The organism is Variovorax sp. VaC1, from assembly GCF_043658315.1.
Classification (GTDB): domain Bacteria; phylum Pseudomonadota; class Gammaproteobacteria; order Burkholderiales; family Burkholderiaceae_C; genus Variovorax.
In genome coordinates, this window is the sequence record NZ_JBIGLT010000002.1 from 406128 (window position 1) to 418756 (window position 12629).

Here is a 12629-nt window from a genome sequence, read left to right on the forward strand (position 1 = left end):
GCTGGCGTAGGACGGTCCGTGACTCAGGGCACGACGCGCAATGCGGACTTGCCGGCCTCGACGCGACCGATGGCAGCCGCTTGCGCAAAGCCTTCCTTGCGGAAAATCTCCAGCACCGCGTCGACAGCCTCGGGTGCGCAACTCACGAGCAAACCTCCCGAGGTCTGCGGATCACTCAGCAGGTTCTGCGCAGTAGCAGGCAGGCCTTCGGCCAGTTCGACATCAGCCCCATAGCCCACCCAGTTGCGCCCCGATGCCCCAGTGACAAAGCCTTCCGCAGCCATCGCTTCCACGTTGTCGAGCAACGGCACCTTCGACCACTCGACCACCGCCGTCAGCTTGGCCCCACGCGCCAGCTCCAGCGTGTGGCCGGCCAGGCCAAAGCCGGTCACGTCGGTCAGCGCATGCACGCCATCAAGCGCCGACAGCGCGATGCCCGGCGTATTGAGCTTGGTCGTGTTCTCGATCAGTTGCCGGTAGCCTGCTTCGGACAACTGCTCCTTCTTGAGCGCCGCCGACAGCACGCCCACGCCCAGCGGCTTGCCCAGCACCAGCACGTCGCCGGCTTTCGCATCGGCATTGCGGCGCACGCGCTCGGGGTGCACGAGGCCCATTGCGACGAGGCCGTAGATGGGCTCGACCGAATCGATGGTGTGGCCGCCCGCGATCGGAATGCCGGCCGCGCGGCACACGTCCTGCCCGCCGCGCACGATCTCGGCGATCACTTCCACCGGCAGCTGGTTGATCGGCATGGCGACCAGCGCCAGCGCCATGATCGGACGGCCACCCATGGCGTACACGTCGCTGATGGCGTTGGTGGCCGCGATGCGCCCGAACTCGTAGGGGTCGTCCACGATGGGCATGAAGAAGTCGGTGGTGGCGATCAGCGCCTGCGCGTCGTTGAGCCTGTAGACTGCCGCGTCGTCGGCGGTCTCGATGCCCACCATGAGTTCAGGCGGGATCATTCCCCCCGCATGGTTCTTCAGGATCTGTGACAGCACGCCGGGTGCGATCTTGCAGCCACAGCCACCACCGTGCGAGAAGCTGGTAAGCCGCAGCGGCGCCAGCGGATTCAGGAGCTTGGAAGATGCGGCATCGGTCATGGCGGCGGCTCGGTCGAATGAAACAAGCCGCGATTATCGAAGCCCCGCCCATCCCCTGCCGACGAACCGGCCACAACCCTTTTTCACCACAGCCAGAGGCACCCTCATGAAGACGCTTCCCCGCTTGGCGCTTGCGCTGACCTTTTCCTCCCTCACGGCCTTCGGCGCCTTTGCCCAGGGCGTGCTGCGCGTCTCGGCCATTCCCGACGAGGCACCCACCGAACTGCAGCGCAAGTTCACGCCGCTGGGCGACTACCTGAAGAAGGAAACCGGCATGGACGTGCAGTTCACGCCCGTGACCGACTACGCCGCCGTGGTCGAAGGCCTGGCCACCAACAAGATCGACCTGGCGTGGCTGGGCGGCTTCACCTTCGTGCAGGCGCGCATCCGCACCCACGGCGGCGCGGTGCCGATCGTGCAGCGCGCGGAAGACGAGGTGTTCACCAGCAAGTTCATCGTGCCGATCGACAGCACCGCCAAGACGCTGGCCGACCTGAAGGGCAAGACCTTCGCGTTCGGTGCGCCGTCTTCCACGTCGGGCAGCCTGATGCCGCGCTACTTTTTGCTGCAGGCGGGCATCAACCCCGAGAAGGACTTCAAGACCGTCGCATTCTCGGGCGCGCACGACGCCACGGTGGCCTTCGTGGCCGCATCGCGCGCCGAAGCGGGTGTGCTCAATGCGTCGGTGTGGGACAAGCTGGTCGAGTCGAAGAACCCCAACGCCGCCAAGGTGCGCGTGCTCGCGACCACGCCGACCTACTACGACTACAACTGGACGGTGCGCCCCGGCATGGACCCGGCGCTGCAGAAGAAGCTGACGGATGCGTTCCTGAAGCTCGACCCGGCCAACCCGGCGCACAAGGAAATCATGGCGCTGCAGCGGGCGAGCAAGTTCATTCCGACGAAGTCGTCGAACTATGACGGGATCGAGACGGCGGGGAAGTCGGCGGGTTTGATCAAGTGATCTGCGGGGAAGCGGGGGCACCCTCACCCCAACCCTCTCCCGCACGCGGGAGAGGGAGTAAATCGGGACCCGGCTGTTGGCTCCCTCTCCCGCTTGCGGGAGAGGGCTGGGGTGAGGGAACAGCGCGAGAAAGGCCCACCGCGTGAGCTTCTCCCTCGCCGCCATCGGTGTCGTCCACCCCAACGGCCATCGCGCGCTGGCCGGCGTGACGCTGTCCGCGCGCGACGGCGAGCGCATCGCCGTCATCGGCCCCTCGGGCGCCGGCAAGACCACGCTGCTGCGTGTGCTCGGCGCCGCGCTGCGCCCCGGTGAAGGCCAAGTCCAGGCACTGGGCGAAAACCCCTGGCAATTGCCTGCCGGCGCATTGAAGAAACTGCGCGCACGCATCGGCACCGTGCATCAGGCGCCCCCGATCGCACCGCGCCTGCGGGTGGTCACTGCCGTGCTGGCCGGGCGCCTGGGCGAGTGGTCGGCGGCACGCGCGCTGGGCTCGCTCTTCTATCCCTCCGACATCGCCGGCGCGCACGAGGTGCTGTCGCGGCTCGCTTTGGAAGACCGCCTGTTCGACCGCTGCGACCGCCTCTCCGGCGGCCAGCTGCAGCGCGTGGGCATCGCGCGTGCGCTGTACCAGCGCCCCGCCCTGCTGCTGGCCGACGAGCCCGTGTCCGCGCTCGACCCGACGCTGGCCGACGCGGCCATCGGCCAACTGGTCGCGCAGAGCGAATCGACCGGCGCCACGCTGGTGGCGTCGCTGCATGCAGTGGACCTCGCGCTGCGCTGGTTTCCGCGCATCGTCGGCATGCGCAACGGACAGGTGATGTTCGACCTGCCCGCCACGCAGGTCACGGCCGCGATGCTCGACACGCTCTATGCCAGCGAAGGCGGCGTGACCACGCAAGGGCCTGTGCCGCTCGGCACCGCTGCAACGGAGCCGGCATTCCAGCGACCGGACTGCCCGTGAGCAACGCCGCATCGCCACAAGTGCCCACGCGCTCCGACCTTGCGCTGCGCGATCCGCGGGCATGGCCCCGGCTGGCCGGCTGGGCCGCCGCGCTCGTCATCGCGTGGCCGATGCTGGCGCTGTCGGAATTCAAGCCATGGGCGCTGTTCGGCAGCGGCAACCTCGCCGTCATCGGCGGCTTTCTCGCGGGCTTCTTTCCGCCCGAAGGCTCGCCCGACTTCCTCGCATTGCTCGCCAAGGCCACGCTCGAAACGCTGGCCATGGCCACGGCGGGCACCGCGCTCGCGCTGCTGATCGGCGCACCGCTGGGCTTCGTGACGACGCGTGCGCTGTCGATCTCGCGCATTGGCCCGGGGCCGGGCCGTGTGCAGGCCGCAGTGGTGCGGCAGGCCGCGCGCTGGCTGCTGATGGTGCTGCGCGCCATTCCCGAGATCGTGTGGGCGCTGCTCTTCGTGCGCGCGCTCGGCCTTGGCCCGGCGGCCGGCGTGCTGGCGCTGGCCATCACCTACGGCGGCATGCTGGGCAAGGTTTACGCCGAGATCCTTGAATCGACCGACACGCGCCCCGCACGCGCGCTGCTCGAAGGCGGCAGCGGCCGGCTGGCGGCGCTGTGCTACGGCCTGCTGCCGCACACAGCGCAGGAGCTGGCCTCGTACACCGTGTACCGCTGGGAATGCGCGGTGCGCGCCTCGGTGGTGATGGGTTTCGTCGGCGCGGGCGGGCTGGGGCAGCTGATGGACCAGTCGATGAAGATGCTCAATGGCGGCGAGGCCAGCAGCATCCTGCTGGTGTTCCTGGCGCTCGTGCTGCTGGCCGACGTGCTGAGCAACGCACTGCGAAGGCTGCTCGCATGAGCATGAACCTGCCGCCGCGTCCGCGCCCCTGCCTGCGCTGCTGGTTCGCCGTGGGGCTGATCGCGGCGGCGGTGATCGCGAGCTTCGTCTACCTCGGCATCGACTACAGCGCGCTGGGGTCGGCCGAGTCGCTGCGGCTGATGGGCAAGTTCATCGCCGAGTTCTTCCCACCCGACATGTCGCCCGACTTCCTCGCGAAGGTGGGCAACGGTGCGTTGCAGACGCTGGCCGTGTCGGCACTCGGGACCGTGCTCGCGGCGCTGGCAGGCGCGGTGCTCGCGCTGCCCGCCTCCGGCCGCGCGGGTGGGCTGCCGCGCCATGTGGCGCGCTTCATCCTCAACTTTTTGCGCAGCGTTCCCGAGCTGGTCTGGGCCGCGCTGATGGTGCTGGCCGCCGGCATCGGCCCGTTCGCCGGTGCGCTGGCGCTGGCGCTGCACACCACGGGCGTGCTGGGGCGGCTGTTCGCCGAAGCGCTGGAGAACGCGCCACGCGAGCCCGAACATGCCCTGATGCTGGCAGGCGCCGGCCCGGTCACGGCCTTCAGCTACGCCAGCCTGCCGATCGTGCTGCCGCAATGGGTGGCCTACACGCTCTACCGCTGGGAAATGAACATCCGCATGGCGGCCGTGCTGGGCTTCGTGGGCGGCGGCGGGCTGGGCCAGTTGCTGTACTTCCACCTGTCGATCTTCCAGCAGCAGCAGGCGATGACGGTGCTGATCGCGATGTTCGTGCTGGTGACGTTGGTGGACTTTGCGAGCGCTCGCTTGCGCCGCGGCCTGGGGCCTGCCTACGCCTGAGGCCCAAAGGCGACAATCGGGGCATGAGGTTCCTGCCATGAGTCATCGCCAGCCCGTGCGGGTCGGCGACCGCCACGCCTTCGACACGCTGATCGACGCCCGCTCGCCGGCCGAGTTCGCGCTCGACCACATTCCCGGCGCCATCAACTGCCCGGTGCTCGACGACGAGGAACGCCGCATCGTCGGCACGGTCTACGTGCAGACCGGTGCCTTCGAGGCACGGCGCATCGGCGGCGCAATGGTGGCCGCCAACATCGCCAGGCATCTGCGCGACACGCTGGCCGACCGGCCCGAGAACTGGAAGCCGCTGGTCTACTGCTGGCGCGGCGGCATGCGCAGCGGCTCGATGGTGACGTGGCTGCGCCTCGTCGGCTGGGACGCGCAGCAGCTCGCAGGCGGCTACAAGAGCTTTCGCCGCCACGTCATTTCGCAGATCGACACGCTGACCCCGCAGCTCGACCTGCGCGTGGTCTGCGGTGCCACCGGCAGCGCCAAGACGCGTGTGCTGCACGCACTGGCCGAACGTGGTGCACAGGTGCTCGACCTGGAAGACTTCGCCAGCCACAAGGGCTCGCTGCTCGGTTCGCTGCCGGGCGTGCCGCAGCCGTCGCAGAAGCACTTCGAGACGCGCATTGCCGCCGTGCTCGAAGCCATCGACCTGAAGCGCCCGCTGTATGTCGAGGGCGAGAGCGTTCGCATCGGGCGGCTGTCGCTGCCCTTGTCGCTGGTGGCGCGCATGCGTGCGGCGCCGTGCATCGAGGTGCACGCCACGCCCGAGGCACGGCTGGCCTACCTGCTGCGCGACTACGCCTACCTGGGCGACGACCGCGAGGCGCTCGCCGACAAGATGGGCGTGCTCAAGGAAATGCAGGGCAAGGAAACGGTCACGCGCTGGCAGCAATGGGCCCGCGAAGCCGACCTGCCCCATCTGTTCGGCGAGCTGATGGCGCTGCACTACGACCCGCACTACGAGAAGTCGCAGGAGCTGCACTTCAAGGCCTGGGCCCAACGCCGGAGCGTGTCGGCGACCGACCTGTCGGATCAGGGCATCGAGGCGGTGGCCGATGCGGTGCTGGCGCTCGACGGGCGCGAGAGCCCGTCGGCATAGAGCACGCCGCGCGGCGCGCGGCACAGCCCCCAGAAGCGCAGGCCGCTCAGCTCGGCCATGCGCACGCCCATCGAGGTCGGCGCGGAGATGGTCGCCATCGCCGCGATGCCCAGGCGCGCGCACTTGCGCACGAGCTCATGGCTGCCGCGGCTGGACATCAGCACGAAGCCCGGCTCCGCCAGGCGCCCCGCCTGCGCGAGCTTGCCGAGCAGCTTGTCGAGCGCGTTGTGGCGGCCCACGTCTTCCATCAGGTCGGTGAGTTCGCCGTCCACCGTGGCCCATGCGGCTGCGTGGATCGCGCCGGCTTCGGCGTTGAGGGTCTGGCGCGGCGGCATGGCGGCGAAGGCGCGCAGCACGGTGGGCAGGTCGATGCGTTCGATCCAGTCGCGTGGCGGCACGCGCTGCGGCGAAAGGTCCAGCCCCGCGAAGCTCTCGACGCCGCACACGCCGCACCCGGTGCGGCCCGCGAGGCTGCGGCGGCGGTCTTTCAGGCGCTCGAAGCTGCGCGTGGAAACCTCGAGCTGCACTTCGATGCCCGGCATGCCTTCGGGCAGGCCCGCGTCGAGGGCGTCGACCGTGCGCACGTCGATGCCGCGGCAATCGGCGGCGGTGTCGAGGATGCCTTCGCTCAATGCAAAGCCGAGCGCGAAGGCGTCGAGGTCTTGCGGCGTGGCCATCATCACCGCGTGCGAGACGCCGTTGAAGACCAGCGCCACCGGCACCTCGGCCGCCAGCGTGTCGTCGCGAACCACGCCTTCGGGCGCAATGCCGCGCTCGCCGAACACATGCACGGCGTGCCGCGAAAGCGGCGGCAGGGTGTCGTCGGATTCAGGGGTGTCTTGCATGGCCTCGGCCATTCTCCGCTCAGCCGGGGTTTTCGTCAGCCGGCAAGGCTTCGATCCACGCGCGCCCGGCGTCGGTGAGGTGCGCGACCCAGCGGTCGTCGAGCTGCACCACGCGCACCCAGCCGGGGCCGCGCACGCCGCCGATGGCGGCATCGCCCATCAGCGTGAGCTGGCGCATGACCACGCTGGCGCCCTGCCCGAGCCGCTTGCCCAGGCGCGGCAGCGACATGCCGCCATCGCCCGGCGCCTCGGCGAGCGCGCGCAGGATGGCGATGGAAAAGGAATCGGCGTCGAAGGCGCCTGCGGTCATGCCGCGACGGCGTCGATGTCCACCAGCGCAGGCGCCGGTGCGACATGCAGCGACAGCACCACCGGAATGGACTTCGAAGTCGGCGTGCCCGCGTTCTCGGCCACCGACGACAGCGGCACCAGCGGATTGGTCTCGGGGTAGTAGGCCGCGAGATTGCCGCGCGGGATGTCGTACGCCACGAGCTTGAACCGGTCGGCGCGCCGCTCCTGCCCATCGCTCCACACGGTCTGGATATCGACCCAATCGCCGTCCTTCATGCCCAGCGCGCGGATGTCTTCCTTGTGGATGAACACCACGCGGCGCTGGCCGAACACGCCGCGGTAGCGGTCGTCCATGCCGTAGATGGTGGTGTTGTACTGGTCGTGCGAGCGTGTAGTCAGCAGCGTGAAGACGATGGTGTCGCCCTTCTTCGCAAAGCGCGCGCGGGCCCGGTGCGAGGGCGTGTCCAGCGGCACGGCGTGCGTGAAGAACACGGCCTTCTTCGACGCGGTGGCCCACACCCGTTCGCTCGCGGTGTTGCGCAGGCGAAAGCCGCCGGGGTGCGCCACGCGGGCGTTGAAGTCCTTGAAGTCGTCGAACACCGCTTCGATCTTGTCGCGGATGCGCGCGTAGTCTTCGACGAGCCACAGCCACGGCGTCTTGCTGCGCGCACCGATGGTGGCGGCCGCGAGCCGCGCCACGATGGCGGGCTCGGACAGCAGGTGCTCCGATGCCGGCGGGTTGATGCCCATCGAGATGTGGACCATGCTCATCGAGTCTTCCACCGTCACGCCCTGCGGGCCGTTGGCCTGCATGTCGATCTCGGTGCGGCCCAGGCAGGGCAGGATCAGCGCCTCGCGCCCATGCACGATGTGGCTGCGATTGAGCTTGGTGGTCACGTGCACCGTCAGGTCGCACTGCTGCAGGCCCTTCCAGGTCTGGTAGGTGTCGGGCGTGGCGGCCGCGAAGTTGCCGCCGAGCGCGAAGAACACCTTGCCCTTGCCGTCGAGCATCAGCTGGATGGCCTCGACCGTGTCCACGCCGTTCTGGCGCGGCGGCTCGAAGCCGAACACCTGCTGCAGCCGGTCGAGCAGCGCCACCGGCGGCTTTTCCCAGATGCCCATGGTGCGGTCGCCCTGCACGTTGCTGTGGCCGCGCACCGGGCAGGCACCCGCGCCTTCGCGCCCCATGTGGCCGCACAGCATGAGCCAGTTGAGGATCATCTGGATGGTCGCCACCGAATGCTGGTGCTGCGTGATGCCCATGCCCCAGCAGGCGATGACCTTCTTGGCGCCAAGGTACACATCGGCCGCGGCGCGGATCTGCGCTTGCGCAAGGCCCGACTCCCGCACCAGCACGTCCCACGATTCGGCGCGCAGGTCGTCGGCCAGCGTCTCGAAGCCGGTGGTGTGCGTGGCGATGAAGGCGTGGTCGAGCACCGAGGCTTCGCCGCGCGCCACGGCCGCGTCTTCGCGCTCGATGACGTGCTTCATCATCCCCTTGACCGCCGCAAAGTCGCCGCCCACGCGCAGCTGGAAGTAGTGCGTGCTGATCGGCGTGGAACCCATCGTCGCCATCTCCAGCTTGTCCTGCGGATCGGCAAAGCGCTCCAGGCCGCGCTCGCGCAGCGGGTTGAAGCTCACGATGCGCGCGCCGCGCTTGGACGCCGCACGCAGCTCGCCCAGCATGCGCGGATGGTTGGTGCCCGGGTTCTGGCCGAAGATGAAGATCGCATCGGCCTTCTCGAAGTCGTCGAGCGTGACCGTGCCCTTGCCCACGCCGATCTGCGGGCGCATGCCGCTGCCGCTGGGCTCGTGGCACATGTTCGAGCAGTCGGGGAAGTTGTTGGTGCCGTACTCGCGCACGAAGAGCTGGTACAGAAAGGCGGCCTCGTTGCTCGCCCGGCCCGAGGTGTAGAACATGGCCTGGTTCGCATCGGGCAGTGCGTTCAGGTGGCGCGCGACGAGCGCGAAGGCGTCGTCCCATCCGATGGGCACGTACTTGTCGCTGACCGCGTCGTAGACCATCGGGTGCGTGAGCCGGCCCTGGTCTTCGAGCCAGAAGTCGCTTTGCGCGGCCAGCTCGGCCACGGTGTGTTTCGCGAACAACTCCGGGCCGGCGCGGCGCGCGGTGGCCTCGGCGGCCACGGCCTTCACGCCGTTCTCGCAGAACTCGAAGGTCGATGCGTGGTTGCGGTCGGGCCACGCGCAGCCGGGGCAGTCGAAGCCGTCGGGCTGGTTGGCCGAGAGCAGCGTTTTCGCGCCCTTGATGGGAATGTCCTGCCGCAGCAGCGCATTCGTCACGCTGCGCAATGCGCCCCAGCCGCCGGCGGGGCCCTTGTAAAACTCGATCTTCTGCTCGCTCATGGCGGCAGTGTTGGCCTGCGGGGGGCCGGGCGTCAAATTGAATCGGGATATGCGGTGATTCAATTCGGAAATGAACCGCGCCCACCACCCGATGGACCTTCGTCGCTCAGTGGTAGTCGTCTTCCCGTTGATGCCTGACAGCGGCCACGACGATCGAATCGTTCGCCTCTATTTCGAACAACGCGACGTAGCCGCTGCCGCCGAACGGAATCACGAGCTCACGGATGAACGGGCTGTCGCCTGCCTTGCGACAGGTGAACGGAGAAAAGCCGAGTGTGGCGATGCCGTGTTCGATCGCATCGAGGGCTCGCGAGGCCAGTTCCAGATCTCCGCCTATTGCGAGTTCCCTCTCGAGGACGAAGTCGTACAGCCGCTCCAGGTCTTCCGCCGCCTGTTGGGTGAACCGGACGGTGTAGCTCACCGGCGCGCTGCGTTTGCGTTCTGCCGCTTCTTCGCCGATTCGAGTTTGCTCTTGAGACGATGCATCACTTCGCCTGCATCGACATACTCGCCACTGCGGCGCGCATCGGCCAGCGACGCCATGCCGCGTGCCACAAATTCGGCTTGGCTTTTTCGCTGCAGAACGCAGGCGCGTACCGCGGCCTCGACGAATTGAGACAAGGATTCGCCCTCGCCGAGCACCTGTTCGACTTCATCCCGAAACTCGGGCTCGACGCGCACGGAGGGGATGGTGGCGGTTTTCATCGCCAAATTGTATCGCTTATGCGATACAAAATTGCCCGTCAGCCGCGCGCGTCCTGCATCAGCAACCCGCGCAGCTTGCTGCGCAGCGGCGTGTCTTCGACCTCCGGCACACCGGCAATGTCCCGCAGGGCGAAGTCGCGGCTTTGTGCGTTGTGCAGGTCGATCTCGCGCACCACCTGGCCGTCCTTGTAGACGAAGGCCACGTCGGCCAAGGCGAGCACGTCCTCGATGTCGTGCGTGATCATCAACACCGGAATGCCCCACTGCTTGCGCACCTGCGCCAGCTCGTTGCGCAGTTCGCTGCGCAGCATGGGGTTCAGGGCGGCAAAGGGTTCGTCGAGCAGCAGCACTTGCGGCTCGCAGGCCAGCGCGCGCGCCAGGGCCACGCGCTGCTGCTGCCCGCCCGACAGCTTTTGCGGCCGGCTGTCGGCCAGCGCGGCAAGGCCGAAGCTTTCGAGCAAGGCTTGTACGCGTTCGGCGTCCTTGGCCGGCAGGCTGCGGCGGTGCCACGCGGTCAGCCCGAAGGCCACGTTCTCGCGCACCGTGAGATGCGGAAACAGCGCGTAGTTCTGGAACAGGTAGCCGATGCGGCGCGCTGGCGCGGGCACGTCGATGCGCCGGGCCGAGTCGTACAGCGTGCGGCCATCCAGCCGCACGTGGCCGGCCGAAGGATGCAGCAGGCCGGCAATGGCCTGCAGGGTCAGCGACTTGCCCGCGCCCGAGGGACCGTAGAGCGCGGCAAACGGAACGTCGGTCTGAAAGCGCACGGCCAGGTCGAAGCGCCGGGCTCCGTCCTTCACCGTCAGTTTCAGATCGACGTCGATCATGGCTTGCCGAAGCCGTAGCGCGTGAGCACTTCCTGCGCGGCAGGCGTCGAGAGGAAGGCGATGAAGTCGCCGGCCAGCGCCTTCTGCTTGCTCTCGGCCACCACGGCGATGGGGTAGGTCACGGGCGTGTGGCCGGTGGGGGTGAAGGCGATCTTGACCTTGTCGCCGGCCACGGCCGCGTCGGTGCGGTAGACGAAGCCAGCCTCGACCTCGCCACGGCTCACGTAGTCGAGCACCTGGCGCACGCTGTCGGCCTGCACGAATTTGGGCTCGAGCACGGTCCAGAGGTTGGCGCCGTCGAGCACCTGCTTGGTGTAGCGGCCGACCGGCACGGTGGCGGTCTTGCCGACGGCGATCTTCTTCACGCCGGCGCCGGTCAGGTCTTGCAGGGTCTTCACGCCGACGGCGTCTTTGGTGGGCTCGATGAGCACGAGGCTGTTGGTCACGAAGTCCTTGCGCGTGGCGGCGTCGATCGCCTTCTGCTCGACGCCGCGGTTCATGGTCTCCTGGTCGGCGCTGGCGAACACGTCGACGGGCGCGCCCTGCCCGATCTGCTGCAGCAGCACGCCCGAGGCGGCGAAGTTGAAGCGCACCGTGGCGCCCGACTTGGCGGCCTCGAACTTCGGCCCGATCTCCTTGAACGCGTCGGTCAGGCTGGCGGCGGCCGACACGGTGATCTGCTGCGCGGCGGCGGCCAGCGGCAGTGCAAGGGCAACGACGAGGGACAAGAGACGGAACGGACGCATGGCAACTCCTTATAAGAATGAATGATGAAGCACGAAATCAGCGAAGCGAGAAGAAGCGGTTCGACAGCACCAGCACGGTGATCGACAGCACCGAGGTCACGATCACCAGCAGCAGCGCGAGGTCGTCATGCCCGGCCTGCACCGCGTCGTAGATGGCCATCGAGAGCGTCTGGGTCTGCTTGGGGATCGAGCCGGCCACCATCAGCGAGGCACCGAACTCGCCCATGGCCCGCGCAAAGGCCAGCAGCGTGCCGGCCAGGATCCCCGGCCACGCCAGTGGCAGCGTGACGCGCAGGAACACCGAGAACGGCGATTGGCGCAGCGTGCTGGCCGCCGCTTCGAGCGAACGGTCGACGCCCGCGAAAGCCGCGCTGGCCGACTTGAGAACCAGCGGCAGCGCCACCACGGCCGAGGCCACCACCGCGCCGTGCCAGCTGAAGATGATGGTGTAGTCGAGGTGCTCGCGCAGCCACGCGCCCAGCGGGCTGCGCCGGCCGGCCGCCACCAGGATGGCGTAGCCGATCACCGTGGGCGGCAGCACCAGCGGCAGCATGAAGATGGCCTCCAGCACGCTGTGCCCGAAGAAGCGCTTGCGCGCGAACACCCAGCCGAGCGCCACGCCCACGACCAGCGCCAGCAGGGTCGCGACGGCGGCGACCTTGAGCGACAGGGCCAGCGGAAACCAGTCCGTCGAGGCGATGAGCGATTGCGTCGTGTTCATGAAAATACGGCGGGATTGTTACACGGTGAGCCCTAAGGTTCTCACGGGGATGCGCAAACCGATGAGTCTTCATATACTGAGGGATACAGCGTTCGCCAACCCCATGCGCCCCTTAGCCCACGACACCGTTGTCCGCTCGATCTCCGGCAGGCCGGAGCTTCGCCACGCGACGCAGGTGCAGGAGTGGCGCATCGAGCAAGCCATGGATGCCAACGGCTTCGTTCTTTCCATCACCGGCCCCGGCGGCGAAAGCCAGTCTTTCTTCGTCGCACAGGCCGACGCCAACGACATCGGGGAAGTCCTGCGCCGCCGGGCGGTGTGGGTCGACCACAGGGAGCAGTGA

At 68.3% G+C, this 12629-nt stretch carries 15 protein-coding genes; 6 read left to right on the forward strand and 9 right to left on the reverse strand.

Annotated elements, in window-relative coordinates; genetic code table 11:
* Positions 1-23: 23 nt before the first annotated feature.
* Positions 24-1103 (reverse strand): selenide, water dikinase SelD, encoded by a 1080-nt coding sequence (gene selD, locus ACGLHS_RS08860; protein WP_394478846.1) that lies wholly within the window; start codon positions 1101-1103, stop codon positions 24-26.
* Between the two features lie 106 nt (positions 1104-1209).
* Between selD and ACGLHS_RS08865 the strand changes: the two genes are divergently transcribed.
* From ACGLHS_RS08865 to mnmH, 5 genes are all read left to right on the forward strand, one after another.
* Entirely contained in the window at positions 1210-2067 is an 858-nt protein-coding gene (locus tag ACGLHS_RS08865; protein ID WP_394478848.1) for a putative selenate ABC transporter substrate-binding protein, read from the forward strand.
* 142 nt (positions 2068-2209) lie between these two features.
* Entirely contained in the window at positions 2210-3028 is an 819-nt protein-coding gene (locus ACGLHS_RS08870) for a phosphonate ABC transporter ATP-binding protein (RefSeq protein ID WP_394478850.1), read from the forward strand.
* Complete coding sequence (locus ACGLHS_RS08875) at positions 3025-3882, forward strand: PhnE/PtxC family ABC transporter permease (RefSeq protein ID WP_394478852.1); 858 nt, start codon at positions 3025-3027, stop codon at positions 3880-3882. The genes ACGLHS_RS08870 and ACGLHS_RS08875 overlap by 4 nt, the downstream gene beginning before the upstream one ends.
* Positions 3879-4679, forward strand: a complete 801-nt coding sequence (gene phnE / locus ACGLHS_RS08880) for a phosphonate ABC transporter, permease protein PhnE (RefSeq protein WP_394478854.1) — start codon at positions 3879-3881, stop codon at positions 4677-4679. Before ACGLHS_RS08875 ends, phnE begins: the two co-directional genes overlap by 4 nt.
* A gap of 37 nt (positions 4680-4716) precedes the next feature.
* A complete protein-coding gene (mnmH, locus tag ACGLHS_RS08885; protein WP_394478856.1) occupies positions 4717-5787 on the forward strand; it encodes a tRNA 2-selenouridine(34) synthase MnmH in 1071 nt (356 codons plus the stop codon).
* Here mnmH and fdhD read toward each other — a convergent pair.
* The 8 genes from fdhD to modB all read right to left on the reverse strand — a co-directional run bounded on the left by fdhD (position 5721) and on the right by modB (position 12286).
* On the reverse strand, positions 5721-6632 hold the full coding sequence (gene fdhD, locus ACGLHS_RS08890; protein WP_394478858.1) for a formate dehydrogenase accessory sulfurtransferase FdhD: 912 nt from the start codon (positions 6630-6632) through the stop codon (positions 5721-5723). The two genes, mnmH and fdhD, sit on opposite strands and share 67 nt — an antisense overlap.
* Positions 6633-6651: 19 nt before the next feature.
* A complete protein-coding gene (locus tag ACGLHS_RS08895; protein WP_093238157.1) occupies positions 6652-6942 on the reverse strand; it encodes a hypothetical protein in 291 nt (96 codons plus the stop codon).
* Positions 6939-9287 carry an FdhF/YdeP family oxidoreductase gene (locus ACGLHS_RS08900; RefSeq protein WP_394478860.1) on the reverse strand — a complete coding sequence of 783 codons (2349 nt, stop codon included), beginning with the start codon at positions 9285-9287 and terminating at the stop codon, positions 6939-6941. The genes ACGLHS_RS08895 and ACGLHS_RS08900 overlap by 4 nt, the downstream gene beginning before the upstream one ends.
* 106 nt (positions 9288-9393) lie before the next feature.
* The gene (locus tag ACGLHS_RS08905) at positions 9394-9708 is read right to left on the reverse strand and encodes a type II toxin-antitoxin system RelE/ParE family toxin (RefSeq protein WP_394478862.1); all 315 of its coding nucleotides are present in this window, start codon (positions 9706-9708) and stop codon (positions 9394-9396) included.
* On the reverse strand, positions 9705-9992 hold the full coding sequence (locus ACGLHS_RS08910; protein ID WP_093238152.1) for a YlcI/YnfO family protein: 288 nt from the start codon (positions 9990-9992) through the stop codon (positions 9705-9707). Before ACGLHS_RS08910 ends, ACGLHS_RS08905 begins: the two co-directional genes overlap by 4 nt.
* Positions 9993-10030: 38 nt before the next feature.
* Positions 10031-10819: an ABC transporter ATP-binding protein gene (locus tag ACGLHS_RS08915; protein ID WP_394478865.1), complete on the reverse strand. Its 789-nt coding sequence runs from the start codon at positions 10817-10819 to the stop codon at positions 10031-10033.
* On the reverse strand, positions 10816-11565 hold the full coding sequence (gene modA / locus ACGLHS_RS08920; RefSeq protein ID WP_093238149.1) for a molybdate ABC transporter substrate-binding protein: 750 nt from the start codon (positions 11563-11565) through the stop codon (positions 10816-10818). Before modA ends, ACGLHS_RS08915 begins: the two co-directional genes overlap by 4 nt.
* A 37-nt stretch (positions 11566-11602) precedes the next feature.
* Entirely contained in the window at positions 11603-12286 is a 684-nt protein-coding gene (gene modB, locus ACGLHS_RS08925) for a molybdate ABC transporter permease subunit (RefSeq protein WP_093238148.1), read from the reverse strand.
* Positions 12287-12389: 103 nt separating this feature from the next.
* Between modB and ACGLHS_RS08930 the strand changes: the two genes are divergently transcribed.
* Positions 12390-12629, forward strand: coding sequence for a hypothetical protein (locus tag ACGLHS_RS08930; protein WP_093239378.1), 240 nt, complete (start codon positions 12390-12392; stop codon positions 12627-12629).